26 protein-coding genes are annotated in these 23,926 nt (G+C 71.6%); 11 read left to right on the top strand and 15 right to left on the bottom strand.

Annotated features, from left to right (window positions below; all coding sequences use genetic code 11):
• Nucleotides 1-64: 64 nt before the first annotated feature.
• Entirely contained in the window at nt 65-793 is a 729-nt protein-coding gene (locus ACYVOM_RS32520; protein WP_460307384.1) for a GntR family transcriptional regulator, read from the top strand.
• A gap of 2 nt (nt 794-795) precedes the next feature.
• Here ACYVOM_RS32520 and ACYVOM_RS32515 read toward each other — a convergent pair whose 3' ends face one another.
• From ACYVOM_RS32515 to ACYVOM_RS32470, 10 genes are read right to left on the bottom strand one after another with little or no spacing between them, the layout of a single operon-like run.
• Entirely contained in the window at nt 796-1,785 is a 990-nt protein-coding gene (locus tag ACYVOM_RS32515) for an ornithine cyclodeaminase family protein (protein WP_460307383.1), read from the bottom strand.
• 51 nt (nt 1,786-1,836) lie between these two features.
• Entirely contained in the window at nt 1,837-3,060 is a 1,224-nt protein-coding gene (locus ACYVOM_RS32510; RefSeq protein ID WP_460307382.1) for a M24 family metallopeptidase, read from the bottom strand.
• Nucleotides 3,057-4,094, bottom strand: coding sequence for a sugar phosphate isomerase/epimerase family protein (locus ACYVOM_RS32505; RefSeq protein ID WP_460307381.1), 1,038 nt, complete (start codon nt 4,092-4,094; stop codon nt 3,057-3,059). The genes ACYVOM_RS32510 and ACYVOM_RS32505 overlap by 4 nt, the downstream gene beginning before the upstream one ends.
• The gene (locus ACYVOM_RS32500) at nt 4,091-5,509 is read right to left on the bottom strand and encodes an FAD-binding oxidoreductase (protein WP_460307380.1); all 1,419 of its coding nucleotides are present in this window, start codon (nt 5,507-5,509) and stop codon (nt 4,091-4,093) included. The genes ACYVOM_RS32505 and ACYVOM_RS32500 overlap by 4 nt, the downstream gene beginning before the upstream one ends.
• Nucleotides 5,506-6,537, bottom strand: coding sequence for a sugar phosphate isomerase/epimerase family protein (locus ACYVOM_RS32495; RefSeq protein WP_460307379.1), 1,032 nt, complete (start codon nt 6,535-6,537; stop codon nt 5,506-5,508). The genes ACYVOM_RS32500 and ACYVOM_RS32495 overlap by 4 nt, the downstream gene beginning before the upstream one ends.
• On the bottom strand, nt 6,518-7,354 hold the full coding sequence (locus tag ACYVOM_RS32490) for an ATP-binding cassette domain-containing protein (RefSeq protein ID WP_460307378.1): 837 nt from the start codon (nt 7,352-7,354) through the stop codon (nt 6,518-6,520). Before ACYVOM_RS32490 ends, ACYVOM_RS32495 begins: the two co-directional genes overlap by 20 nt.
• Nucleotides 7,333-8,268 carry an ABC transporter ATP-binding protein gene (locus ACYVOM_RS32485; protein WP_460307377.1) on the bottom strand — a complete coding sequence of 312 codons (936 nt, stop codon included), beginning with the start codon at nt 8,266-8,268 and terminating at the stop codon, nt 7,333-7,335. The genes ACYVOM_RS32490 and ACYVOM_RS32485 overlap by 22 nt, the downstream gene beginning before the upstream one ends.
• Nucleotides 8,268-9,119: an ABC transporter permease gene (locus ACYVOM_RS32480; protein ID WP_460307376.1), complete on the bottom strand. Its 852-nt coding sequence runs from the start codon at nt 9,117-9,119 to the stop codon at nt 8,268-8,270. Before ACYVOM_RS32480 ends, ACYVOM_RS32485 begins: the two co-directional genes overlap by 1 nt.
• Nucleotides 9,116-10,123, bottom strand: a complete 1,008-nt coding sequence (locus ACYVOM_RS32475; RefSeq protein ID WP_460307375.1) for an ABC transporter permease — start codon at nt 10,121-10,123, stop codon at nt 9,116-9,118. Before ACYVOM_RS32475 ends, ACYVOM_RS32480 begins: the two co-directional genes overlap by 4 nt.
• Nucleotides 10,124-10,128: 5 nt before the next feature.
• Nucleotides 10,129-11,646, bottom strand: a complete 1,518-nt coding sequence (locus ACYVOM_RS32470) for an ABC transporter substrate-binding protein (protein ID WP_460307374.1) — start codon at nt 11,644-11,646, stop codon at nt 10,129-10,131.
• 199 nt (nt 11,647-11,845) lie between these two features.
• Between ACYVOM_RS32470 and ACYVOM_RS32465 the strand changes: the two genes are divergently transcribed.
• Nucleotides 11,846-12,529, top strand: coding sequence for a GntR family transcriptional regulator (locus ACYVOM_RS32465; RefSeq protein WP_460307373.1), 684 nt, complete (start codon nt 11,846-11,848; stop codon nt 12,527-12,529).
• Nucleotides 12,530-12,781: 252 nt separating this feature from the next.
• Entirely contained in the window at nt 12,782-13,402 is a 621-nt protein-coding gene (locus ACYVOM_RS32460) for an L-threonylcarbamoyladenylate synthase (RefSeq protein ID WP_460307372.1), read from the top strand.
• 103 nt (nt 13,403-13,505) lie between these two features.
• Here ACYVOM_RS32460 and ACYVOM_RS32455 read toward each other — a convergent pair whose 3' ends face one another.
• Nucleotides 13,506-14,150 carry a TetR/AcrR family transcriptional regulator gene (locus tag ACYVOM_RS32455; protein WP_460307371.1) on the bottom strand — a complete coding sequence of 215 codons (645 nt, stop codon included), beginning with the start codon at nt 14,148-14,150 and terminating at the stop codon, nt 13,506-13,508.
• A gap of 298 nt (nt 14,151-14,448) precedes the next feature.
• On the opposite strand from ACYVOM_RS32455, the gene ACYVOM_RS32450 reads away from it, so the two are divergent.
• The gene (locus ACYVOM_RS32450) at nt 14,449-15,687 is read left to right on the top strand and encodes a YncE family protein (RefSeq protein ID WP_460307370.1); all 1,239 of its coding nucleotides are present in this window, start codon (nt 14,449-14,451) and stop codon (nt 15,685-15,687) included.
• Nucleotides 15,688-15,936: 249 nt separating this feature from the next.
• Entirely contained in the window at nt 15,937-16,290 is a 354-nt protein-coding gene (locus ACYVOM_RS32445; RefSeq protein ID WP_460307369.1) for a hypothetical protein, read from the top strand.
• Here ACYVOM_RS32445 and ACYVOM_RS32440 read toward each other — a convergent pair whose 3' ends face one another.
• Complete coding sequence (locus tag ACYVOM_RS32440) at nt 16,291-16,884, bottom strand: TetR/AcrR family transcriptional regulator (RefSeq protein WP_460307368.1); 594 nt, start codon at nt 16,882-16,884, stop codon at nt 16,291-16,293.
• Nucleotides 16,885-16,968: 84 nt separating this feature from the next.
• Here ACYVOM_RS32440 and ACYVOM_RS32435 point away from each other — a divergent pair, with 84 nt between their 5' ends.
• The 5 genes from ACYVOM_RS32435 (at nt 16,969) to ACYVOM_RS32415 (ending at nt 20,725) form a co-directional block, all read left to right on the top strand.
• Nucleotides 16,969-17,655: an SDR family oxidoreductase gene (locus tag ACYVOM_RS32435; protein ID WP_460307367.1), complete on the top strand. Its 687-nt coding sequence runs from the start codon at nt 16,969-16,971 to the stop codon at nt 17,653-17,655.
• 102 nt (nt 17,656-17,757) lie between these two features.
• Nucleotides 17,758-18,762: an NADP-dependent oxidoreductase gene (locus ACYVOM_RS32430; protein ID WP_460307366.1), complete on the top strand. Its 1,005-nt coding sequence runs from the start codon at nt 17,758-17,760 to the stop codon at nt 18,760-18,762.
• 219 nt (nt 18,763-18,981) lie between these two features.
• A complete protein-coding gene (locus tag ACYVOM_RS32425) occupies nt 18,982-19,392 on the top strand; it encodes an ArsR/SmtB family transcription factor (protein ID WP_460307365.1) in 411 nt (136 codons plus the stop codon).
• A complete protein-coding gene (locus tag ACYVOM_RS32420; protein WP_460307364.1) occupies nt 19,389-19,847 on the top strand; it encodes an SRPBCC family protein in 459 nt (152 codons plus the stop codon). The genes ACYVOM_RS32425 and ACYVOM_RS32420 overlap by 4 nt, the downstream gene beginning before the upstream one ends.
• Nucleotides 19,848-19,882: 35 nt before the next feature.
• Nucleotides 19,883-20,725 (top strand): alpha/beta fold hydrolase, encoded by an 843-nt coding sequence (locus ACYVOM_RS32415; RefSeq protein ID WP_460307363.1) that lies wholly within the window; start codon nt 19,883-19,885, stop codon nt 20,723-20,725.
• Between the two features lie 275 nt (nt 20,726-21,000).
• Here ACYVOM_RS32415 and ACYVOM_RS32410 read toward each other — a convergent pair whose 3' ends face one another.
• The 3 genes from ACYVOM_RS32410 to ACYVOM_RS32400 are packed head-to-tail and all read right to left on the bottom strand — an operon-like array spanning nt 21,001 to nt 23,287.
• The gene (locus ACYVOM_RS32410; protein WP_460307362.1) at nt 21,001-22,236 is read right to left on the bottom strand and encodes an RNA polymerase sigma factor; all 1,236 of its coding nucleotides are present in this window, start codon (nt 22,234-22,236) and stop codon (nt 21,001-21,003) included.
• The gene (locus tag ACYVOM_RS32405) at nt 22,233-22,604 is read right to left on the bottom strand and encodes a YciI family protein (protein WP_460307361.1); all 372 of its coding nucleotides are present in this window, start codon (nt 22,602-22,604) and stop codon (nt 22,233-22,235) included. Before ACYVOM_RS32405 ends, ACYVOM_RS32410 begins: the two co-directional genes overlap by 4 nt.
• A gap of 56 nt (nt 22,605-22,660) precedes the next feature.
• Nucleotides 22,661-23,287 carry a DUF998 domain-containing protein gene (locus ACYVOM_RS32400; RefSeq protein WP_460307360.1) on the bottom strand — a complete coding sequence of 209 codons (627 nt, stop codon included), beginning with the start codon at nt 23,285-23,287 and terminating at the stop codon, nt 22,661-22,663.
• A 160-nt stretch (nt 23,288-23,447) separates the two neighbouring features.
• Here ACYVOM_RS32400 and ACYVOM_RS32395 point away from each other — a divergent pair, with 160 nt between their 5' ends.
• A complete protein-coding gene (locus ACYVOM_RS32395; RefSeq protein ID WP_460307359.1) occupies nt 23,448-23,900 on the top strand; it encodes a hypothetical protein in 453 nt (150 codons plus the stop codon).
• Nucleotides 23,901-23,926 lie beyond the last annotated feature (26 nt).

Raw genomic sequence — 23,926 nt, 5'->3', positions numbered from 1 at the left:
ATGGTCCCTTGGCGCGCGAGCGGTGCTCGTGTGTGATCGCGCCTGCGCGGTCCGGTAATCTGAGATGGTCGAGATTGCGGATCGGGAGCGGGTGCCGGTGGCCGGTGCAGAGACTGCGATGGCGCCTGGAGAAGCGGATCGTTCACTGCCACAGCTGGTGTACGAGCGCGTGCGCCAGCAGATCATCTCCGGGGAGCTGCGGCCTGGGCAGCGCTTGATCGAGCGGGAGCTGTCGGAGGCGCTGCGGGTGTCTCGCGTGCCGCTGCGTGCCGCGCTGCCGCAACTGGAGGCCGACGGACTGATCAAGATCTTGCCGCGGCGGGGCGCGATCGTCACCGAGCTGAGCATGCGCGACGCCGTCGAGCTGTTCGAGATGTGGGAAGTCCTGGAAGTGATGGCGGCCCGCCGCGCGGCCCGCAACGCCGCCGCCGGAGGCGGCGCCCCGGCGCTGGCCGCCTCGATCGATCGAGCCCAGCGCGCGATCGAAGCGGGCGACGCGGAGGCGGCCGCCCGGGAGACCAATGACTTTCATCGGCAACTGCACGCCTTGGCCGACCATCGGTTGCTCGGCGGCGTGATGCAGTTCCTGGAGAGCCGGCAGCTCCGGCTGGCCCGGCTGGTGGGCAAGCAGGGCGGCGACGAGCTCGCCGAGCATCGGCGGATCTACGAGGCGGTCCGGGAAGGGGACGAGGAGCTGGCGGCGGCTCTGGTCTTCACGCATATCGCGCAGCTCCGCCGCGCGGCCGTCGCCGAATTGGCGGGCTCCCTTCCCGAGGACATCGAGCAGGATTAGGTTCAGCCCGCGAGGTCGATTTCGCGGCCCATGTTCTTCTCCCGCGCCAGATCGACGATCATCCGCGCGGTGGCCAGGTCTTGCAGCCCGATGCCGAGCGAGTTGTACAACGTGATCTGGTCCTCGTCGTCGCGGCCGGGTCTCGTTCCGGCGAGCACTTCGCCGAGTTCGTCGGCGACGTGCGCGGGGCCGATGATTCCTTCGGTCAACGGGATCAGGATGTCGCCGGACTCCTGCAGAGCGCCGGCTCTGCTGTCGACGACGACACGTGCGCGGAAGATGCCTTCCGAGTCGATCTCCCGGTGGTCGGGCCGGGGCGGGGCGCCGACGGCGTTCACATGGATGCCGGGCCGGAACCACGCACCGTGCACGATCGGATCGCGCGACGGCGTCAGCGTGCAGACGACGTCGGAGCCCTCTACGACATGCCGTGCGGAGGGCACCGCCTCCACGGGCGTTCCCTGCCGTGCGGCCTTGTCGAGGAAGGCTCGCACCGTCTCCGCGGAGCGGCTCCACACGAGGACGCGATCGAGGTGGGGAAGCACTGCGGTGAGGGCGGTCAGATGGGCGTGCGCCTGGGCGCCGGCCCCGACCAGGCCCAGCGTGCGGCTGCCCGGACGGGCGAGCACGCCGGTGGCGAGCGCGGAGGCCGCCGCCGTGCGGAACAGGGTGATCGCACCGCCGTCGAGGACCGCTTCGCACGCGCCGTCGTCGGTGGAGGTCATGAGCAGCGCCGAGCGCTGGGTGGGCAGGCCTCGCGAGGCGTTGGAGGGCAGATCGGCCAGGAGCTTGACTCCGGCGAGCCGCGCCGAAGCGGACGCCGAGACCATCGCGAGGAAGGCTCCGTCGCTGCTCGGCACCCGCATCACGGGGGGTGCCGGATTGACCGCGAGTCCTCGGGCCAGGTCCGCGTGCGCCGCCCTCACGGCTTCGAGGACGGCGGAAGGAGTGAGGAGGCCGAGGATGTCCGAGCGGGTGAGGATCAGGGTCATGGTGTCCTCCGGTGAAGGCCCGGGCCGTCGGCGGCCCGGGCCTGGGGCGTTTCAGGCTTCGACGACGACGATGCGGCCGGTGAGGGTGTTGAGCTCCTCGTAGCCGTCCTCGGTGAGCAGGACTGTGCCGCCGAGGCAGACGCGCTTGCCGTCGTGGACGGCGTTGGCTTCGAAGGCGAAGGCGACGCCGGCCTCGAGCGTGAAGTCCCCGTCCCGCGCGACGCCCGGGATCGGGCGGGGAAGGTGCGCGAGGCCGGGATCGAGGTGCGTCCCCTCGTGCGTCTTGCCGTTGTAGATGGCCGGGGAGATCGTCTGCACCATCGGCCCCGTGTTCCAGACCTTGGCGCGGGTGAGCGGCTCGTGCATCGCGTCGCACACTTCGGCGAAGGTGGCTCCGACGCGCAGGGCGTCGAGCCCGGCGCGGTTCGCCTCGATGACGATGTCCTCCAGACGCCGCAGATCCTTGCCCGGTTCGCCGAGCGAGACGTCGATCTGCTGCTGGGATTCGAAGCCCCCGTAGAAGGCGAACAGCTCCGAGCCGATGGTGTCGCCGCGCCGCAGGGTGCGGGGCTGCCCACCCAGGTTCATCCACTCGGGCTGTCCCCAGGCGAAGCGGGTCGGTCCGCTGCGCTGCAGGACGTAGGGCGGGTAGAACGGGGTGCCGCCCTCGGCGAGGATGGTGCCGAGGGCCGCGCCGACCGCCGCGCTCTCCAGCGCACCGGGCCGGCAGGCGCCCGCGTAGGCGGCGCAGGCGGCTTCGCCGATGGCGGCGGCCTTGCGGATCATGTCGCGTTCCTCGGGGCTCTTCACCATGGCGATGTGCTCGAAGACCGCGGCCACGTCGACGAAGGTCGCCTGCGGCAGCGCCTCGGTGATGCGCGTCCAGACGCCGTGCGGGATGACCCCGGCCCAGGAGCCGACCTGCCGACTGCTCAGGCCGACGACACCGATGACGCCGGCTCCCACCCCTCGTTCGTTGAGCACGTCGGGGAGAGAGGCGCCGACGCGGAAGTCGGAGATCCACCGCTGGTGGGCCTGGCCGGGCTCGTCGAACCACTGGAGCGGGTAGCGCCCGAGCAGGTGGACCGCCTCTCCTTCTGCGGTGAGGACGGCGATGCCGCCGGGTTCACCGGCGATGTAGCGGTCGAGCGGCTCGCGTTGGCCTCCGAAGACGACCAGTGCGTCAAGGCCCTGTGTCGTCATCATCGCGCGCAGCACCGACCAGCGTCGGTCGCGTTCGGCGAGCGAGAGCGTCGGGAACCAGGTGCCGGTCATGGGGCGACCTCCAGGTCGGTCAGGACGGAGCGCAGGTGGGCCGCGCTGCGGGTGATGAAGGAGAGTTCGCTCTCCGCGTCGGAGAGCTCGCGCAGTTCGGGCAGTCCAGGTGCGGAGCCCTGCCCGACCCGGGCTTCGTAGCCGCGGGTGAGGGCGATGACGTCGTGCAGCTCGGCCGACGTCAGGTCAGGGTGGGAGGCGTGCCACAGCGGATCGTGCAGGTACAACGGCATCTCGGCTCGGCCGAACATGATCCCCTCGATGGAGAGGGTGGCGTGCGCGGGCAGGTGGCGCAGCAGCGCCGCCCAGTCGATGACGCCTTCGCCGCAGGGCGCGAGGAAGCGGCCGATGCCGTCGCCGGTGAAGACCGCGGCGACGTCCCGGACGTGGCTCTGCCGGACGTGGGGCGCGACCCGTGCGGCGGCGGCGACGGGGTCCTCGCCGCGGACGAAGACGTTCGCGGTGTCGAAGGTGATGCCGAACGCGTCGGGTCCGGCGTCCTCGACGAGGCGGACCACCTCGAAGCTGGTGATCTCCTCGTGGGTCTCGATGTTGAGGTGGACGCCGAGGTCGAGCAGGAGGGGCCGCAGCCGGTGCAGCACCTTGGCTGTGGCGGCGAGCTGGTCGGCCCAGGCGACGTCGTCGCGGAACCGGTCGCAGGCGCGCATGCCGCGGAGCTTGAACTGGTAGTTGGCGGTGGCGGTCCACAGCTCCGTCACGCCGGCGCCGGCGCAGGCCCGGATGAGCTTCTCCAGCCCGGCGAGATAGTCGCCGTCGCCCAGCGCCCGGACCTGCGGCGCTTCGGGGGCGGCGAACGGGTTGGCCTTGGCGGTGCCGACCTCCACGTAGAGGCCGAGTTCCCGGCCCAGGGCGACGGCGTCGCGCATCTCGCCGGGATCGAGCGTCGCGCTGAGCTCGTACGGGGAGCGGAAGAACGCCCCGTCGAGGCCGAGCCGATGGATCTCGCGCAGGGTCCAGAGGGCCCCGTTCGCGGCGGCGCCGGGGAATTTGCTGGTGTCGGTGCCGATCCTCACGAGGCGGCCCCGGGGGCGAGGTCGACGAGGCCGCGGCGGAAGACGTTGCCGGGGTCGTAGGTCTTCTTGACGGCGACGAGCCTGTCGTACTTGTCGCCGTAGACCTGCCTGCCGATCTCCTCGTCGCCCTGCACGCTGGTGAAGTTGATGTAGGTGCCGCCCTGGTAGGGGGCGAGGGCGTCGGCGAAACCGCGCGCCCACTCCACCAGGGGGGCCTTCTCCTCGGCGAACTCGAAGTCTGCGCCGATGTTGGCGGAGTACGGCATGAAGTGCGCTCCGGCGGCGGTGGCGTCGGGGTCGCGCCGGGCCATCCGGCCGCCGCCTCCGATGATCTCGAAGGGGCACATGACCTGGTGGGCGATGGAGGCGTGGGCCTGGAGGGAGCGGCCGGGGTAGCGGTCGGACCAGTCGAGGGCGATGTCGATGGCCTCGTCGGAGAACGACTGGATGAAGACGTGCTTCCAGTAGTGCCCGATGTTGTAGCGGAACTCGTCGTCGGTCTGGTGCTGGAGGGTGACGTGCGGCATCGTGCGCAGGCTGGTGTAGATCGGTTCGGCCTGGGCGAAGAGGGGGGCGGTCGCGGCCGGCTCGTCGGCGGGGTCGCCGTAGAACACCGTCGCGATCGACACGATCTCGGTCCCGCGGTGCGCGGAGGGGACCTGCGACCAGTACTCGGGGCACTTGTACAGCCGGGCGTAGGCCGAGGCGTTGTCCGGCAGCGCGACGGACAGGCCGCGGAAGGCCCGCAGTACCTCGCGGCGGTCGTCGGTGGCGAACAGCGCGATCCGCACGGTCGCCTCGCCGGGCAGCGGGACGTACCGGAAGGTGAAGGAGGTGACGACGCCGTAGTTGTGGCCCGCGCCGCGCAGCGCCCAGAACAGGTCGGTGTGCTCGTGCTCGTTCACCTGGAGGATCCTGCCGTCGGCGACGACCACGGTCGCGGCGACGAGGTGGTCGACGGTCATGCCGTGCAGGCGCGACAGGTAGCCGGCGCCCCCGCCGAGGGTCAGCCCGGCGACCCCGGTGTGCGACACGACTCCCGCGGGCACGGCGACGCCGAGTTCGGCGGCGGGCCGGTCGACGTCGCCCCACCGGCAGCCCGCGCCGACGGTGACGGTGCCGGCCTCGGTGTCGAACAGGACGTCCTTCATGAGGCCGGTGTCGAGCAGGACCGCGCCGTCGATGACCGCGGTGCCGGCGAGGTTGTGGCCGCCGCCGCGGACGGTGATCTCGTGGCCCTGTCCGACGGCCCAGGTGAGGGCCGCCGAGACGTCCTCGGCGTTCCGGCACTTGACGATGGCGGCCGGGCGGCGGTCGACGTCGGCGTTCCAGACCCGGCGTTCCAGGTCGTAGCCGGTCTCCCCGGGCAGGATCACCCGGCAGGAGACGACGTCGCGCAGTTGGTTGATGGTCATGCGTGCTCCAGTTCGGACAGCACGGCCCGAAGGTGGGCCGCGCAGGCTGCGGTGAAGTCCTCGAAGACGGGCTGGGGGCCGTGGCGGAGTTCGTCGAGTCCCGGCCCGGTGTGGGAGTCGGCCAGGTCGCCCAGTGAGGCCAGTTCGGCGTCGGTGAGGTCGGGGTGCCCCGCCCGCCACACGGGGTCGTCCGGGTAGAGGCCCATCTCGGCGCGCAGGCCGCCGATGGGCTCGATGGTGAGGTTGCGGACGGGGGCGCGGGCGATGAGCTCGCCGAGTAGCAGCGTCCAGTCGATGACGCCTTCTCCGCACGGCATGAGCAGCCGTGCGATCCCGTCCTCGGTCCGGCGCAGCGCGGCGTCGCGCAGCTGCGTGGTGCGGACGTAGGGGGCGAGCCTGCGGACCGCGTCCATCGGGTTCTCACCGCGGACGGGGAGGTTGGCCGGATCCAGGCAGACGCCCAGGACGTCGTCGCCGACGGACTCCACCAGCCGGATCAGTTCGAAGCTCGTGATCTCCTCGTGGGTCTCCAGGTTCAGGTGCAGGCCGGTCTCCCGCAGGAGCGGTGCGAGGAGGTGCAGGGCCCGCTCGGTCGCGGCGAGCTGGTCCGCCCAGGGGGCCTCGCCCCGGAAGCGGTCGGTCGCGTGCATCCCTGAGTACTGGAACTTGAAGCCGCCGGTGGCGCTCCACAGCTCGGTCACCCCCATCTCGGCGGCGGCGAGGATCAGCCGTCGCTGGCCCTCCAGGTAGCCGCCGTCGCCGAGCGCGCGGATGTGCGGGAGTTCGGCGGCCATGTACGGGTTGACCTTGCCGATGCCGAGCTCCAGGTAGAGGCCGAGCTCCGCGGCGAGCTCCCGGACCTCCTTGAGGTAACCGCGGTCGAGCGTCGGGGACACCTCGTACAGGGTGCGGATGTGCGCGCCTTCCAGCCCTGCCTCGTGGGTGGACCTGAGGGCGGCCAGGGCGTCGGGCCACAGCGGAGGCCCGTAGGTGGCCTCCAGCTTGACGTCATGCCCGATCTTGAACATGGGTTGCCTTTCTCGTCGCGCGCCGGGCCCGTTCGGCCGCCGGGTCGGGCAGCGGCACTGCGGCCAGGAGCGCTTGCGTGTAGGGGTGAGAGGAGGAGCCGAAAACCTGCTCGCGGGTTCCCGTCTCGGCGACCCGGCCACTGCTCAGGACGACGAGCCGGGCGCACAGTTGCCGCACGACGGCGAGGTCGTGGGCGATGAACAGCACGGACACCCCGAGCCGCTCGTGCATGTCGGCGAGCAGGTTGACGACCTGGGCCTGGACCGACACGTCGAGCGCCGAGACGGGCTCGTCGCACAGCAGCACCTGGGGCCGAACCGCCAGAGCGCGCGCGATCGCGATGCGCTGGCGCTGGCCTCCGGAGAAGGAGCGGGGATGCCGGGTCAGGTCTCCTGCGCCGAGTCCGACGAGTTCGAGGACCTCGACGGTCCGGTCGCGGCGCTCGGCGCGGCTCTTGGACAGCCGGTGGACTTCCAGGCCCTCGCCGACGATCTGCTCGACGGTGCGTCGCGGGCTGAGGCTGGAGTACGGGTCCTGGAAGACCATCTGCACCTCGCGCCGGAAGCGGGCGAGGTCGGCTCGGCGCGCGGTCCGCACGTCGATGCCGTCGTAGACGATCCGGCCGGCGTCCGGTGCGGTGAGGCCGACGATGCAGCGGACGGTCGTGGACTTGCCCGAGCCGGACTCCCCCACGAGCCCGAGGATCTCGCCCCGGGCGAGGTCGAAGGAGACGTCATCGACGGCGCGACCGCTGCCGAAGGACTTGGTGAGCCCGCGCACCGACAGGAGGCCGCTCATCGGTCGCTCAGATGGCATGCCACTCTCTCCTTCAGCCGGGGCACCTCGGCCCTGCACCGTTCGAACGCCGCGGGGCAGCGCGGGTGGAAGGCGCAGCCGCTCGGCAGGGACGAGGGCGTCACCGGGATCCCGCCGATGGCCGGGAGCCGCGCGGACGGGTCGCGGTCGACGCGGGGCACGGAGGCCAGGAGCGCGTCGCCGTAGGGGTGGCGGGGCTTGTCGTAGAAGGCGTCGACGTCGCCCTCCTCGACAAGGCGCCCGGCGTACATGACGGCGACCCTGTGCGCGAAGCCCGCCACGATGCCGAGGTCGTGGGTGATGAGCAGGACGGCGAGGCCGAGGTCTTCGGAGAAGTCCGCGATGAGGTCCAGGACCTGCTCCTGCACCCGCACGTCCAGCGCGGTCGTGGGCTCGTCGGCGATGAGCACGCTCGGCCGGGCGATGAGCGCCGCGGCGAGCACGACCCGCTGCCGCATGCCGCCGGAGAACTCGTGCGGGTAGGCGTCGACGCGCTCGGCGGCGCGCGGGACGCCGAGCCTGTCGAGCATGGCCGTCGCCTCTTGGCGGGCGACCTTCTTGGGGGTGCCGCGTAGCCGCAGCGGCTCGGCGACCTGCACGCCGATGGGCAGGACGGGGTTGAGGGCGGTGAGCGGGTCCTGCAGCACCATCGCGATGCCGCTGCCGCGCACGCCGCGCATCTCCCGTTCGGGCAGGTCGAGCAGTTCGCGTCCGGCGAGGCGGACGCTGCCGCCGACGTCGAGCCTCCGGTCGAGCCGCATGATCGCGCGGGCGGAGACGGACTTGCCGGAGCCGGACTCGCCGACCAGCGCCACTCGCTCCCCTGCGCGCAGGGTGAGGTCGAGGCCGTGGACGAGGCGCAGGCCGCCGGGCAGCCCGACGGTGAGCCCGCTGACCTCCAGGACCGTGTTCATCAGTGCTCCCGGAGGGTCGGGTCGAGCCGGACGCGGACCGCGTCTCCGGCGAGGCCGAAGGCGACCGCGGACAGGGTGATGGCCGCACCCGGGGCAGCGGCCACCCACCAGGCCGTCGTCACATGGGCCTTGCCCTCGGCGATCATGGCGCCCCAGTCCGGGCTCGACAGCGCGGGCCCGACGCCCAGGAACGCCAGGCCCGACATCATGACGATCACCGTGGCGACGTTCAGCGCGGCCTGCACGTACAGGTCGTCGAGGGAGTTGGGCAGGACGTGGCGGGTCATCAGCCGCCGGCGGGAGACGCCGAGGACGCGGGCGCTCTCCACGTAGGAGGAGGCCATGGTCTCCCGGATGACGCCGCGCACGAGCCGGGCGAAGGCCGGCCACATCGCGATGGCCATGGCCAGGATCGTCGAGCGCGACCCGGAGCCGAGCGCCGCGGCGATGCCGAGCGCGAGGACCAGGCTCGGCAGGGACAGGAAGATGTCGCACAGCCGCATCAGCGCGGCGTCGACCCAGCGCGGCGCGAGGGCCGCCGCGGAGGCGACGGCGGTGCCGACGGCAGCGGCGAGGAACACCACCGCCAGGGAGGACAGGAGGGTGAGGCGGGTTCCGGCGAGCAGCCGTGACAGCACGTCGCGGCCTGCGCTGTCGGTGCCCAGCCAGTGCTCCGCGCCGGGTGCCTGGAGCGTCCGGGTCATGTCGACCTGGTAGGGGTCGTGCGGGGCGAGCCAGGGCCCGATGAGCGCGAGGATCAGCAGGGCGAGGACCAGGATGAGGTTGAGCCCGTCGAGCAGAGGCAGGTGAAGTCTCGGAAGGCGGGCGAGGCGTGAGGTCGCGGCGGTCATGCGTCGGCTCTCGTCCGGGGGTCCAGGGCCACTTGGGCCAGGTCGACCAGCAGGTTCATGAGGACGAACACGACGCCGACGACGAGCACCGAGCCCAGGACGGCGAAGGTGTCCTGCGAGCCGACGGCGTTCGCGAGGTAGGTGCCGACTCCCGGCAGCCCGAACACCGTCTCCACGAGCAGGGCGGCGCCGAGGATCCAGCCGAACTGCATGCCGAGCAGCGTCAGCGTCGGGGTGAGCGCGGACCGCAGTGCGTGCCGGACCACCACCCGGGACGTGGAGCCGCCCTTCGCCCGGGCGAACACCACGTGGTCGGAGGCGAGCGCGCCGAGCAGGGAGGAGCGCACGCCGCGGGCGACCGCGGCCAGGAACGGGGCCGACAGGGCGATGGCCGGGAGGATCAGGTGCAGGAGGGTGTCGAGGAGCCCGGCGGGGTTCCCGGCGAGGAGCGCGTCGAGGGTGGCGAACCCGGTGACGGCGGGCGATTCCATGCCGTAGGAGGTCCGGCCCGAGATCGGCAGCCAGCCCAACCGTGTGCCGACGACGTACTGGAGCATCAGGCCGAGCCAGAAGACCGGGATTCCACCGCCGAGCACGACGGTGATCCTGATGGCGGTGTCGGCGGCCCGGCCGTGCCGGACCGCGGCGACGACGCCGAGGGGCACGGCCACGCACACGTTGATGATCATCGTGATGACGACGAGTTCGAGGGTGGGCGGCAGCACGGTCGCCAAGTCGGAGGTGACGGGCTGGAAGGTGACCACGGAGGTGCCGAGGTCGCCGTGCAGCAGGCGCCAGAGATAGGACAGGTACTGCTCGATCAGCGGTTCGTCGAGACCGAGGCGCTGCCGTGCCGCCTCGACCTGTTCGGGGGTTGCGGTGCGTCCGGCGGCGATCCGGGCCGGGTCGCCGGGAATCGCCTTCATCAGCAGGAAGATCACGGTGGCGATGCCCCAGACGGACAGGACCGTCTGGGGCAGCCGCCGGAAGAGGAGGCGGCGCATGGCGGTCAGTTCTTCGTGAAGAGGGTGGGGTCGAGCAGCATGTGCGTCGGCGAGTAGCCGAGGCCCTGCACGGTGTCGGCGTGGACGACGACCTCTTCGGCCGAGGAGATGTTGGCCGCGACCGCGTCGTCGTCGACGATCGTCTGGATCTCCTTGCTGATCTCGCACGACTTCTCGGGCGAGCCGGCCTTCTTGGCGGCGGCGAGCAGGCCGTCGACCTTCGGGTTGGCGTACATGCCGTAGTTGGAGCCGGTGCCGACGAACCGCGAGTCGTAGACGCGGCTGAGCATCTCGGTGGTGTCGGGGTACATCGGGAAGTCCCACAGCAGGACCAGGTCGGGCGCGTCGGCCTTGCTGGACAGGGCCTTGATGATCTCGGGGTAGGCGGCTGCCTTGAGTTCGAGGTCGACGCCGACGTCGCGGAGGTTGGACTGCAGGAGCTGGGCGGCCTTGGCGTGCTCGGGCAGGTAGCCCTGGTAGTAGACGGTGAGAGAGGTGTCCTCGGCCCCGGCCTCCGACAGCAGCTTCTTGGCCTGGGCGACGTCCTGGGCGGAGTCGGGCCTGTCGAGGGAGCAGGAGTTGGCCTTGGGCACCGGCCCGTTGGCGATGGTGCCCTCGCCGCTGAGGATGCCGGTGATGTGGCCGGTGTAGTCGTAGGACAGGCGGATGGCCTTGCGCACCCGCACGTCGGCGGTCGGCCCGCCGCCGGTGTTCATGAACAGGTAGAGCTGGACCGGGGTCTTGACCTCGGTGGTGGTGAAGCCGTCGGCGTCCCGGAGCGTGGCGGTGTCCTGCGGGGTCAGGTCGTAGGCGACGTCGATGTTGCCGCTGCGCAACTCGTCGCGCTGGGTCGCGCTCTCGGCGATGTAGCGGTAGACGAGGACAGGGGTCTTGCCTCGGTCGGCATCCCAGTAGCCGGGGTACTTCTGGAACTTCGCCTGCTGGTTGGCGGTGTAGGACTCCAGCGTGTACGGGCCGGAACCCGCGGTGTGGGTCGCGAGCCAGCCCTGGCCGTCGTCGGTGCCCTCGTTCTTCGCCACCAGGGCGGAGTTGAGCACGTAGACCTTGCTGAGCGCTCCCAGGAACGCGCTGTTCGGCCGGGCGAGTTCGATGGTGACGTGGGTGTCGTCGACGGCCTCGGCGGACTCGAAGTCCGCGATGAGTGCGGAGACGCCCATGCCCAGGCGGTGCGCCCGGTCCAGGGTGTAGACGACGTCCTTCGCGGTGAGCGGGGAGCCGTCGTGGAAGGTGACGCCGGCCCGCAGGGTGAGCTCGACGGAGGCGGCGTCGTCCGCGACCTTCCACTCGGTCGCGAGGGCCGGGACCAGGCGGTCCTCGGCGTCGTAGGCGAGGAGGCTGTCGTAGACCGGTGTGCTGGTGAGGTCGGTCTGCACGTCGGAGGCGAGCTGCGGGTCGAGGGTGGTCGGCACCGCGGAGACGCCGATGATCAGGGTCTCGTCCCTGGAGCCTGACCCGTTCGTCGCCGCGCCCGCGCAGCCGGACAGGACCAAGGTCAGGGCCAACGGACCCGCGGCTAGGCGTGCTGAACGATGCATGGCTGCTCCCATGGTTCCCGGGGATGTGTTGGTATACAAAGAACCAGGACCATGGAACAGGCTGATGTCCCGCTTGTAAAGAGGGTGTTTCCTACCAGCGGATTTGCTTTAAGGCTTGCAAGCCTGCGCAGGCACAACTAGATTTTGGATACCAAAGGAGGGGTGAGTGCGGGTAAGCGACGCCATCGCCAACGGAGCGCTCTCGGAACGGGTCTACGCCTCACTCAGGGAGATGATCATCGATGGACGGTTCCAGCCAGGGGCACGTCTGGTGGAGCGCGTGCTCTGCGAGGTCCTGCAGGTCTCCCGCATCCCCTTGCGCGAGGCCCTACCGCGGCTGGAAGCGGATGGATTCGTACGTCTCCTCCCCCGGCGCGGCGCGGTGGTCCGGCAGATCACGCTGCGGGACATCGGGGACCTCTTCGCCGTGCGGGAGAGCCTGGAACCCCTCGCCGCACGCCTGGCCGCCCGCAGGGTGGCCGAAGGCCACGCCTCCGCTTCCGAGACGGAAGGCCTGCGCGACCTCGTCACGCGGGCGCGGCGGGCGCTGGCCGACGGCGACGAGCAGGGCGCGGCGGCGGCGAACGTCGCCTTCCATCGCGGGATCGTCACACTGGCCGGCAACGACCTCCTGTCCCTGCTCATGCAGCCCCTGGACGGCCGGATGGAATGGCTCTTCCGCATGACCGCCGACCGCGACCTCGACGTGCAGTGCCACGAGCACGAGCAGCTGTACACGGCGCTCATGGCGGGCGACGCCGAGCTAGCGGCGAGCCTCGCCTACGTGCACGTGGCTTCCGGAAGAACGCCTTCCCTCCTCTCCCTGGCCGACCTACTACCCACCGAATGACCCACGCTGGTATTTGGTATCCAAAATGGGAATCACCCTCGGAGGGATGGCCCGTGACCTTGACGCAAGGGCCACCCCACGAGAGCCCACTCCTGAAATCCCTGTTCAGCGGACTTCTTGGAGCCGGAGACGTATTTGCGTTTGGGGCTACGGCATGCTGCGGAACCATCCGGCCGGGCGGTGCCTCCAGGGTCATGTCCGCGAGGCCGTCGGCTTCTTCACGGACGGAACGTTGGCCCTAGGCTGTGGGGCGTGGCCAAGTATTTCGATGTGCATCCGGAGAACCCGCAGCCTCGGCTGCTGGGGCAGATCGTGGATCTCGTGCGGGCGGACGGGCTGATCGCCTACCCGACGGACTCGTGCTACGCGCTGGGGTGCAGGCTGGGGAATCCGCGCGGGATCGAGCGGATCAGGGAGATCCGGCGGCTGGACGACGGGCATCACTTCACGCTCGTGTGCAAGGACTTCGCCCAGCTCGGGCAGTTCGTGCAGATCGACAACTCGGTGTTCCGGGCGATCAAGGCCGCCACGCCGGGCGGCTACACCTTCATCCTCCCCGCGACCAAGGAAGTCCCGCGACGTCTGCTGCACCCCAAGAAGAAGACGGTCGGCGTGCGGATCCCCGACCACAAGGTCACCCACGCGCTGCTGACCGAACTCGACGAACCGCTCCTGTCGAGCACCCTGCTCCTGCCGGACGAGACCGAACCGATGACCCAGGGCTGGGAGATCAAGGAGACGCTCGACCACACGATCGACGCCGTCATCGACTCGGGCGAATGCGGCGACGTCCCGACCACCGTCGTCGACTTCTCCCAAGGCGAACCGGTGATCCTCCGCAGCGGTGCGGGCGACCCATCGCCCTTCGAGTGACCCACCCGCGGTCGGGCCGGTTCGCTCGCTCGACAGACGTCGGCGGATCACCACCGGATGGGTGCTGACGCTCGCCGCGATCTGCTCGGAGGTGGCGCCGGGGCTAGAGGGCGATCTTGTAGCGGCCGAGGAGGAGTTGGAGGAGTTCGTTCGCGATCTCCTCGCGGGTGGCGTCGACCCAGCCGACGACCCAGTCGTGCATGAGGCCGTTGACGGCTCCGATGTAGGCGGCGCCCGCGATCCGGTAGTCGCCCGGGGGGATCTCGCCGCGCGCGATCGCGTCGTCGGAGAGGGCGGAGACGAAGTCGATCCAGGTGGCCCGGCGTTCCAGGCGCTGGAGGTCGATGCGGGGGCTGACGCCGATGACCTCGACGTAGACGATCCGCGCGTGCCTGAGATCGGAGACCGCACCTTCGACATAGGTGTGGAGCAGGCGCTCCAGACGCTCGGCGAGGGGCAGGTCCCGGACTTGCGGAAGGAGTTCGACGACCGGTTGCTGAGCGTGGGCGTGCACCATGAGGTGCAGTTCGGCCAGGAGGTCCTCCAAGGCGTGGAACTGCTCGTAGAACTGGCGGCTGGACAGGCCGGCCTGCTTGCACAGGTCCGCCAGGGTGGTGCCCCGGTAGCCGGGTCCGCCGCCGAACAGGTCGAGGCCCGCCTCGATGAACCGGGCGCGCCGCTCCGCCTGCCGCTGGGCGGCGTCCTTGCCCCCGTACCGGCCCTCCGCCGGACTGATCCTGCCTGCCACCATGCCCTCCGCTGGGTCTGACCACATCCTCCCCCATCCGGGGTTGTGGCCGACGTCACCATTGCCTACCATCCAGTAACACGAATTGAACTTCGGCAGGTTCAAAGTTCAGTTCGGGTGGCGGGCGGCAGCGAAGCCGAGCGCCGCCCGTGTGCTCGCGTTCGAACCGGCTCGCCCACCAGATCCCCCCAGTCACCAGGGCCGCTCGACTCCCCCGGCCGCGGTGGAAGAAGCGGGGGCATCCGCGTCTCCGGCGTGCCGTCCCACCCCCCTGCCTGTGGAGCATCCATTGAACATCGTGTTCCGTTCCCTCCGGTGCAGAACCCTGCTCGCCGCCGGCGCCGCCGCCGCGGTCGCCGCCGCGGGGATCACGGTCCCCGCGCACGCCGCCGCGCTGCAGGAGGTGATGTTCGTCGGCAACAACTGGAGCGGCACCGCCACCGTCATCAAGTCCCGCGGGGACTTCGCCAGGATCGGCCAGATCAACGTCATCCCCGACAAGGACCAGCGGATGGCGGAGATCTACCTCAACCCCCTCAAACTGGCGTTCTTCCTGGGCATCCGCTACTCCGTCGGCGAGGGCCACGACCAGTTCGTCGACGACATGTACGCCACGCCCGACGGCGGTGCGCTGGTCGCCTCGCGGCCGAGCTTCGCCGACGTCGTGTCCATCGACGTGACCACCGGCAAGCTGAAGTGGCGCTTCCCCGTCTCGGGTTTCCGCTCCGACCACATGGCCGTCTCCCCCGACGGCACGAAGATCGCGGTGTCGGCCTCGACCTCCAACACCGTCCACGTCCTGGACATCAACACCGGCAAGGAGCTGGGCGAGTTCGCCACCGGCGACAAGCCGCACGAGAACATCTTCACCAAGGACGGCCGGTACATCTGGAACAGCTCCATCGGCGAGGTCAACAACGACGCCGACGCCCCGTCCCAGGACTGGCGCAAGGGCGACCGGAAGATCGTCGTCGCCGACGCCGCCACCTACAAGGTCGTCAAGACCATCGACATGCGGCCCCGCCTCGACGCCGCCGGCCGCTCCGACCTGTCCGACGCCGTCCGCCCCGCGGTCTTCAACGCCGACGAGTCGAAGCTGTACTTCCAGGTGTCGTTCTTCAACGGCATCGTCGAATACGACATCCCGACCGACAAGGTCACCCGCGTCAAGACCCTGCCGAAGAACCCCGCGACCAGCGACGACCGCACCACCTACGTCAACGACTCCCGCCACCACGGCCTGTCCATCAGCCCCGACGGCGCCAAACTGTGCGTCGCCGGGACCATGGACGAGTACGTCACCATCGTCGACCGCGCCACCCTCGCCGAAGGCCCCCTCATCCCCGCCGGAAAGCCCTACTGGGCCACCGTCAGCGGCGACGGGGGCGCCTGCGTCATCTCCGAGAGCGACACCGACGTCGTCACCGCGGTCGACTTCGCCACCGGCCAGAAGATCACCTCCGTCCCCGTCGGCGACCACCCGCAGCGCGTCCGCCTCGCCCACATCCCCGTCGGCTGGACCAGCCCCACCGGCTGATCTTCCGGCCGAGCCTCAGGAGCCCGAACAGCCCATCCCCCTCCGCTGGTCCCGGCCGCACCCCGCATCCGGGACCAGCGGACCGAGGCGTTCGACGGGCACCGCGGATCGCCACGCCCGAGGAGGCCTCTCGGGTTCCCGGAGCCCGCCGGTCGCGTCACGGTGTGACCCAGGGATCGGGCCCGGCGCCTTCTTCTCGGGCCGGAGCCCGCGCAGGTCCACAACCGCTTCCCGCGCATCGACGCGGGCGTGGTCCGCCTCGGCGGAACGCGGCTGCTCGGCCTCGTCACCGTGAGCATGGACGGGGAACAGGGCGCGCAGTGGGTCGAGACGGTCGCCTGCGACACCGTCGTCCCGGTGCACTTCGACGACTACGCCATTCGGGACGCAGCGCACCGGCCCGGCACTGAACCCGACTCCGGGAAGCTCCGCGCCGCCGCGAGGGCGAGGCCCGGTGGCGCGGCTTTGCGGGCGATGGGCGGGGTGGTCCCGGGTCTGGCCTCCCCGCCCAGGGGAGTTCCGCGCTTTCGGAAGATCTGCGAGAGCGCCTGCGCGGTGGCGGGGCGCTGGGCCGACTTCGGGGCCCAGGGGTCGCGGTCTTGATCAGTCGGTCGGGGTCAGGGAGGTGCGGGCGGCGGTGAGGATCTCTTCGGACAGGGGGGAGCCCTGGGTGGCGCGGGAGAGGAGGAGCGCCCCGATCATGGTGCACAGGCGGGCGATGCCGTCCTGGTCGCCGGTGGTGAGGGCGTCGGCGAAGTCGCGCACGCCCTGGGTGTAGACGCGGCGGGCCTCGTGGGCGTCGGTCTCGCGCGCGATGTCGGCGGCGAGGGCGGCGGCGGGGCATCCGTCGGCCGGGCCGTCGCGGTGCTCGACGGACAGGTAGCGGTCGATCAGCTCCTGCTGGGCGGCTTCGCGCTGCCCGTCGTGCTGCCGGAGGCCGTCGGCGTGGGTGCGGGCGAGTTCGGCGAAGGCGTGGGCGGTGGCCTCGTCGATGAGCGCCTCTTTGGAGGCGAACTGCTTGTAGAAGCCGCCGTGGGTCAGACCGGCGGCCTTCATGACGTCGGCGACGCTGACGTGGGTGCCGTGCTCCCGGAACAGCCGGGAGGAGGTCTCCACGACCCGACGGCGGTTCTCCTGCGCCTGTGCCTGCGACACGCGGCCCATCGGCTGCCTCCCCGTTTGGATGTCGATGCACATCTATCATAGGCTACAGTTTAGATTACGAGCATCATCCAATCGGGGCGGGGCCGTCGGGCGCGCCCACGACGCTGGGAGCAGGGCATGGAACTCAAGAACGCGGTCGCAGTGGTCACCGGCGCCAACCGGGGGCTCGGCCGGCACCTGGCCGCCCAGCTCGCCGAGCGCGGGGCGAAGGTGTACGCGGCGGCCCGCCGTCCCGAGACCGTCGACCTTCCGGGCGTCACCGCGCTGCGGCTGGACATCACCGACGCGGCGTCGATCCGGGAGGCCGCCCTGCTCGCCTCCGACGCGACGCTCCTGATCAACAACGCGGGCATCTCGACCGGAGCGCCGCTGATCGCGGGCGACCTCGAGGCGGTGCGGCTGGAGATGGAGACCAACTTCTTCGGCCCGCTCAACGTGACGCGCGCGTTCGCTCCGGTCATCGAGGGCAACGGCGGCGGCGCGGTGCTCAACGTCCTGTCGGTGCTGTCCTGGCTGCACCCCGGCGCGCTGGGCTCGTACGCGGCGGCCAAGGCCGCGGGGTGGGCGCTGTCCAACGCCGCCCGGGAGGAGCTGGCGCCCCGCGGCGTCGCCGTCTCCGCCCTGTACGTCGCCTACATGGACACCGACATGGCCGCGGCAGTCCCCGCCGACCAGAAGACCGATCCCGCCGCCGTCGCCGCGCAGGCCCTGGACGGGGTCGAGGCCGGCGTCCCGGAGATCCTCGCCGACGACATCACCCGCCACGTCAAGCAGAACCTGGGCGCCGCGCCGAGCACCCCGTGAAGCCGCGCCCCCGGGGTCATCGACCGCGGACACCCGATGCGACGACGGAGCAGTTCGCCTGCCCACCCGAGGCCGGCCAGACGCCGGGAAACGGAGACGATGATGAAGGCCTTCGCGATCGAGCGGTACGGCGACAAGGCAGGGGTCCGCGCCAGGCGGATGCCCGAACCGCAGGTGGGAGCGGCCGACGTCCTGATCCGGATCCACGCCGCGAGCGTCAACCCGCTGGACCTCAAGATCGGTGACGGGGCCTTCAAGGCCTTCCTGCCCTACCGCCTCCCGCTCATCCTGGGCAATGACCTGGCCGGTGTGGTGGTCCAGACGGGATCCGCCGTGACCCGCCTCTCGGTGGGCGACGAGGTGTACGCGCGACCCGGCCAGGACCGCATCGGCACCTTCGCCGAGCTCATCGCCGTCCACCAGGACGACGTGGCGGTCAAACCGGCCACGCTCACCATGCGGGAGGCCGCCTCCCTGCCCCTGGTCGCGCTGACCGCGTGGCAGGCGCTGGTCGAGCGGGCGCAGGTACGGCCCGGCGACAAGGTCCTGATCCACGCCGGCGCCGGCGGCGTCGGCACCGTGGCGATCCAGCTGGCCAAGCAGCTCGGCGCGCACGTCGCCACCACCGTGAGCACGGCGAAGGCCGACCTCGTGAAAGAACTCGGCGCGGACGTCGTCGTCGACTACACCCGGCAGGACTTCGAGACCGTCCTGCACGGCTACGACGTCGTCCTGGACACCCTCGGCGGCCGGACCCTCCACACCTCGCTCCAGGTGCTCGAACCGGGCGGCAGGATCATCAGTGTCGCGGGGCCTCCAGACGCGGCCTTCGCCCGTGAACTGGGCCTCAACGCGGTCCTGCGCGCGGTGATGGGCGCGCTGAGCTTCAAGATCCGGCGCAGCGCCAAGCGCCACGGAGTCACCTACGAGTTCCTGTTCATGAAGGCCGACGGAGACCAGTTGCGTGAACTCGCCGACCTCGTCGACGCCGGGAAGATCCGGCCCGTCATCGACCGGGTCTTCCCCTTCGAGCAGACGCCTGAGGCCATGGACTACGTCCGCGAAGGCCGCGCGAAGGCCGGCAAGGTCGTCGTCTCCATGACGTGAGAGCCAGGCCCTCACCGGACCCCGCGCCTCGGTCGGGGCCACGGTCACCGCGAGGGGCGGCGAAGCCGGCGTGATCGGTCCTTCTTGGCCGGAGACGCGCGGGAGGCAGCGGGCCGGCACAGCGCCGCGCGGGGCACGGGGGGGCCGACGGCGATGGGACGAACGAAACCCACAACCCTTCAGTTGTACAACTTCGCCATTGTGGGTTAGCGTGGGGGCATGTCGTTGGTGGAGGAAGTACTCGAGGACAGGCTCAGCGAGGTGTTCGCCGCGCTGGCCGATCCGACGCGGCGGGCGATCGTGGCCCGGCTGGCGGGCGGGGAGGCGACGGTCGGGCAGCTCGCGGAGCCGTTCGCGCTGACCCAGCAGGCCGTCTCCAAGCATCTGAAGGTGCTGGAGGAGGCGGGGCTGGTCGCGCGGGCGAAGGTCGGGCGCACCAGGCCGTGCGCGCTGCGGCCGGAGCCATTGGACCGGGCGACGGGCTGGATGGTGCGGCACCGCGCGCTGTGGGAGGAGCGGCACGACAACCTCGCGGCGTACCTGTCCGAACTGCGGGCAGGGCTCGGCGAGGGGGCCGGCACGGCGGGGCGCGAAGCCGGAGAGCCCGCGCGGGAAGGAGGCGGGCGATGAGCGAGAGCGCGGAGGTGGGGGAGATCGTGCACCGCAGGGTGCATCGGGCATCGCCGGAGCTGCTGTTCGCCTGCATGACCACGCCCGAGCACCTCGCCCGGTTCTGGGGGCCGAAGGGCACCCGCACGCCGGTCGAGAACATCGTGGTCGACCTCCGGCCAGGTGGGGCCTTCGAGACCACGATGGTCAACGAGTCCGACGGCGGCGCCTACACGATGCGCGCGGTCTACGCCGAGATCCGCGCGCCGCATCTGCTCGTGTGGATCGAGCCCGCGGTGGAGGGCGGCATGCGCACCAGCGTGACCTTCACCGACCTGGGCGACGGGCTCACCGAGGCCGTCACCCGCCAGAGCAACGTTCCGGCCGCCTACCGCTCCGCCGAAGCGCAGGCCGGCTTCGCCACCAGCCTCGACCGCTTCGACGTCTATCTGGCCGAACTCGACCGGCGCCCGTAGCCGAGCGCCGCGAGGCGTGCAGACAGGAGCAGACCATGCCCACCGCGATCTCCCGGGACGGAACCCCGGTCGCCTACGAGCGCGACGGCTCGGGCCCCGCGCTCATCCTCGTGGACGGCGCGATGTGCCATCGCGCGGGCGGCCCGATGCGTCCGCTCGCCGCGCTCCTGCGGGCGTCGTTCACCGTGCTCGCCTACGACCGCCGCGGGCGCGGCGAAAGCGGCGACACCGCGCCCTACTCACCAGAGCGCGAGGTCGAAGACCTGCGCGCCCTCATCGCCGAAGCGGGAGGCCCCGTCCACCTGTACGGGATGTCCTCGGGCGCGGCCCTCTGCCTCGCCGCCGCGGCCGCCGATCCCTGCGTCCTGTCCGCGGCGCTCTACGAGCCGCCGTTCCTCGGCGCCCTCGCCGACGACGCGGCGGCGGAACGTGCCGCCCGGTCCCGCGCCTACACCGCGGCCTTGGAGACCGCCCTCGCCGAAGGCCGCCGCGGCGACGCCGTCGCCCTCTTCCTCGCCCACGTCGGCACCCCGTCCGGCCAGGTCTCCGCGATGCGCACCCAGCCTTTCTGGCCCGCCATGGAAGCGCTCTCCCCCACCCTTGCCTACGACGACGCCCTCCTCGGCGACGGCACCGTCCAACCGTCCTGGATCTCCACCGTCACCGCCCCCCTCCTCGTCCTGGCCGGCTCCGCCAGCCCGCCCGACCTCCGCGAAGCGGCCTCCGTCACCGCCCGATCCCTCCCCACCGCCACCCTCCGCACCCTGCCCGACCAGACCCACGACGTCTCCCCGACCGCCCTCGCCCCAGCCCTCACCTCCTTCTTCACCGACCATCAGCCTTCGCCCCCGACACCCCGGCACGCCCACCCCGGCTGATCCCACCCGCCCGGCGGCCCGGCAAGGGACGCTCCGAGCGGATGCGGAGTCCCTCCGATGGGGTGTGTCGCTGTCGTCGGCGTTTGCCGTGCTCAGAACCGTCCCGAACACCCTCCGCAGCACGTCGACGCAGGCGACGCCCTCCACACTCGACCCGCACCCCCGCCGTCGCGTGCGACACGCCGGTCAGGCGAGGCCGCCGAGAACGTACTCCGCGGCACGCGGGCGACGCCCTCCTCGCCTGACCCGGTGCGCCGTCGCGTGCGGCGTGCCGGTCAGGTGAGGCGGCGGGCCTCGTTCAGGAGGTAGCGGCGTTCTACCTCGTTGCGGGTGAGGTCGGCGGCTTGCCGGTAGAGGGACGCGGCGGGGGCCGTCCGGCCGGTCAGGCGCAGGAGGTGGGCGCGGACGGCGCGGGCGCGGTGACGTACCAGCGGGTCGGTCTCCAGGCCGTGGCGGTGGTCGAGGTCCGCCAGCAGTGCCAGGCCCCGGTCGGCTCCCCAGGCGTGGGCGACGGCGACCACCCGGCTCAACCGCACCGGGGCGGTCGGGGTGAGGTGCTCCAGCCACAGATAGAGCACGGCGATCTGCGGCCAGTCGGTGTCCTCGGACGCCGCGGCGGCGGCGTGCACCGCGGCGATCGCCGCCTGGAGCTGGTACGGGCCGATCTCGCGGCGCGGCCACACCGCGTCGATCAGCGCCACGCCTTCGGCGATCAGGGTGCGGTCCCAGCGGCCGCGGTCCTGCGCGTGCAGCGGCACCAGCGTCCCGGCGCCGCCGGTGCGGGCCGGGCGGCGCGCCTCGGTGAGCAGCATGAGGGCCAGCAGTCCCGCCGCCTCGGCGTCGTCGGGACGGGCGGCGTGCAGCATGCGGGCCAGCCGGATCGCCTCCGCGGTCAGGTCGACGCGGGTCAGCGCGGGGCCCGCCGTGGCGGTGTAGCCCTCGTTGAAGATGAGGTACAGGACCTTCATCGTGGCGGCAGTCCGCTGCGGCAGGTCGGCCTCCTGCGGCGGAGTGAAGCGGGCGCCCGCGCGCTTGAGCCGCTGCTTGGCGCGGCTGATGCGGGTGCCCATCGTCGCCTCGGCGACGCCGTGGGCGTGCGCGATCTCCGCGGTGCTCAGGCCGCCGACCGCGCGCAGCGTCAGCGCCACCTGGTCCGCCGGGCTCAGCGCGGGGTGGCAGCACAGCAGCAGAAGGGCGAGGCTGTCATCGACGGCGGAGACCTCCGCGGCTTCGCGCGAGCCGGGCGCGAACCCGGCGGCGGCCGTCTCCAGTTCGCGGCGGTGCCGGGCCTGCTCGGCGCGCAGGAGGTCGACCATACGGCGGTAGCCGACCCTGATCAGCCACGAGCGCGGGTCGGCGGGCACGCCGTCGGCCGTCCAGGACCGGTGGGCGGCCAGCAGGGCCTCCTGCACCGCGTCCTCGGCCGCGTCGAAGCGGCCGAAGCGCCGCACCAGCGCGCCGAGCACCTGCGGCGCCTCGGCGCGCAGCAGGTGCTCGACCGGAACGCTCACGCGGTGAACTCCGCGCCCATGATCGGCCGGATCTCCACCGGCTCGCCGAGGGCCGCGACGATCCGGGACGCGATCTGCACCGCGCGCTCGTGCCCTGACACGTCGATCACCGCGAAGCTCGCCAGCACCTCCTTCAGCTCGGCGAACGGCCCGTCGGTGGCCACGGCGCCGGCCGGAGCGGGGCGCACTGTCGTGCTGACCGCGGGATGGCCCAGGCCCTCGGTCGCCACGAGCTCGCCCGTCGCGCGCAGTTCCCGTTCGAGCTCCTGGTAGGCGGCGAACGCGGCCAGCGCGTCCGGCGTGGGCGCGTCCGCGGTCCCGGCGTCCCAGGCCGCCGCCGGCGTGTAGCCGAGCAGCAGGTACTTCATGTCGTCTCCCTCGACGAGGTGCAGGGCCGTCCCTGCCCGGCGATCTTCCAGCGTAGTCAGGCCGACCGCAGGCGCAGGGCCAGCAAGGTCGTCCAGGTGAAGGCGACCAGCCCGTTCACCGCGATCTGGACGCTCATGTGCTCGGCCGACATCGGCAGCAGCAGGACCAGCGCCGCCGCCCCGCTCAGCACCGCCGACGGCACCCGGCGTCCGCGCGCCTCGCGGACGGCCAGGACGACCGCCGCGGCGGCGAGCGCGGTGAAGGACACGACGGCCGCGGCCGAATGCGCGACGCCGTGCCACGACATCCGCGCGGCGGGGCCGTCGGGGGTGCCGGCCGGGAACCCGTGCTCGGGATCCATCGGGAACACCCCTGCGGCGATCATCCCGAGTCCGAACACCGTTATCAGTAGCGGCAGCGCCCTCCGTCCGACGCCCTCGGTGATCGTGCGGCCGATTCCCGCGGCAAGGACCAGCCCACCCGAGCCCGCGGCGGCGAACGCCGCGACCTGGATCCAGCCCAGGTCGCCGACGGCCAGGAGGCTGATCGGGTGCCGGGTGAGGTCGAAGCCGTCCCGGGCGACGGCCTGGGCCGCGGCCGCGGCGAGGAAGACCGGCCCGGCGAGTGCGCCGGCCGCCAGCAGCCGGCGGGTGGTGGGTGTGGTGTCGATCGTGGTGCGCATGTCCGCCTCCTGAAGGGTCGCTCGCCGGATACCTCGGAGCCGGCGCACGGACTTCGACGCCACAGAAAGTGATCCACGTCACGTCGCTTCGGTGCCGGAACACGCGGGACGGCTCCGAGGTACCGGGTGCGAGCACCGACCACGACCCCAGGAGGACGGCATGACCACCACCGACCACGACGACACCGCCGACGACACCGCCCGGCCCAGCGCCGCCCTGCGCGCCCTGGACCGGCTCGTCGGCACCTGGCGCATCTCCGGCGGCGCGGAAGGCACCGTGCGCTACGAGTGGATGCCCGGCGGGTTCTTCCTGCTCCAGCACGTCGAACTCGTCCAGTCCGGACACACCGTCACCGGCCTGGAGGTGATCGGCCACCTCAGGCCCTTCGGCGAGCCGAGCGGCGCCGACGTCGTCTCCCGCTTCTACGACTCCGACGGCAACACCCTCGACTACGCCTACGAGATGACCGGCGACAAGCTGACCATCTGGGCCGGCGCCAAAGGCTCCCCCGCCTACTACGAGGGCGCCTTCAGCGCCGACGGCACCACCGCCACCGGTGCCTGGGTCTATCCCGGCGGAGGCGGCTACTCCTCCACCATGACCCGCCTCTGACCCGACCCGCCTGCGGCGCCTCCTCC

The organism is Actinocorallia aurea, from assembly GCF_054783995.1.
The sequence above is the reverse complement of the archived record's forward strand: the minus strand, read 5'-3'. Positions and strand labels throughout refer to the sequence as shown.

Bases quoted from the DNA above. Each gene is read 5' to 3' on its own strand.
- ACYVOM_RS32520 (WP_460307384.1), top strand. From the start codon at position 65: ATGGTCGAGATTGCGGATCGGGAGCGGGTGCCGGTGGCCGGTGCAGAG.
- ACYVOM_RS32515 (WP_460307383.1), bottom strand. From the start codon at position 1,785: ATGACCCTGATCCTCACCCGCTCGGACATCCTCGGCCTCCTCACTCCT.
- ACYVOM_RS32510 (WP_460307382.1), bottom strand. From the start codon at position 3,060: ATGACCGGCACCTGGTTCCCGACGCTCTCGCTCGCCGAACGCGACCGA.
- ACYVOM_RS32500 (WP_460307380.1), bottom strand. From the start codon at position 5,509: ATGACCATCAACCAACTGCGCGACGTCGTCTCCTGCCGGGTGATCCTG.
- ACYVOM_RS32495 (WP_460307379.1), bottom strand. From the start codon at position 6,537: ATGTTCAAGATCGGGCATGACGTCAAGCTGGAGGCCACCTACGGGCCT.
- ACYVOM_RS32490 (WP_460307378.1), bottom strand. From the start codon at position 7,354: ATGCCATCTGAGCGACCGATGAGCGGCCTCCTGTCGGTGCGCGGGCTC.
- ACYVOM_RS32485 (WP_460307377.1), bottom strand. From the start codon at position 8,268: ATGAACACGGTCCTGGAGGTCAGCGGGCTCACCGTCGGGCTGCCCGGC.
- ACYVOM_RS32480 (WP_460307376.1), bottom strand. From the start codon at position 9,119: ATGACCGCCGCGACCTCACGCCTCGCCCGCCTTCCGAGACTTCACCTG.
- ACYVOM_RS32475 (WP_460307375.1), bottom strand. From the start codon at position 10,123: ATGCGCCGCCTCCTCTTCCGGCGGCTGCCCCAGACGGTCCTGTCCGTC.
- ACYVOM_RS32440 (WP_460307368.1), bottom strand. From the start codon at position 16,884: ATGTGCATCGACATCCAAACGGGGAGGCAGCCGATGGGCCGCGTGTCG.
- ACYVOM_RS32435 (WP_460307367.1), top strand. From the start codon at position 16,969: ATGGAACTCAAGAACGCGGTCGCAGTGGTCACCGGCGCCAACCGGGGG.
- ACYVOM_RS32430 (WP_460307366.1), top strand. From the start codon at position 17,758: ATGAAGGCCTTCGCGATCGAGCGGTACGGCGACAAGGCAGGGGTCCGC.
- ACYVOM_RS32425 (WP_460307365.1), top strand. From the start codon at position 18,982: ATGTCGTTGGTGGAGGAAGTACTCGAGGACAGGCTCAGCGAGGTGTTC.
- ACYVOM_RS32420 (WP_460307364.1), top strand. From the start codon at position 19,389: ATGAGCGAGAGCGCGGAGGTGGGGGAGATCGTGCACCGCAGGGTGCAT.
- ACYVOM_RS32415 (WP_460307363.1), top strand. From the start codon at position 19,883: ATGCCCACCGCGATCTCCCGGGACGGAACCCCGGTCGCCTACGAGCGC.
- ACYVOM_RS32405 (WP_460307361.1), bottom strand. From the start codon at position 22,604: ATGAAGTACCTGCTGCTCGGCTACACGCCGGCGGCGGCCTGGGACGCC.
- ACYVOM_RS32400 (WP_460307360.1), bottom strand. From the start codon at position 23,287: ATGCGCACCACGATCGACACCACACCCACCACCCGCCGGCTGCTGGCG.
- ACYVOM_RS32395 (WP_460307359.1), top strand. From the start codon at position 23,448: ATGACCACCACCGACCACGACGACACCGCCGACGACACCGCCCGGCCC.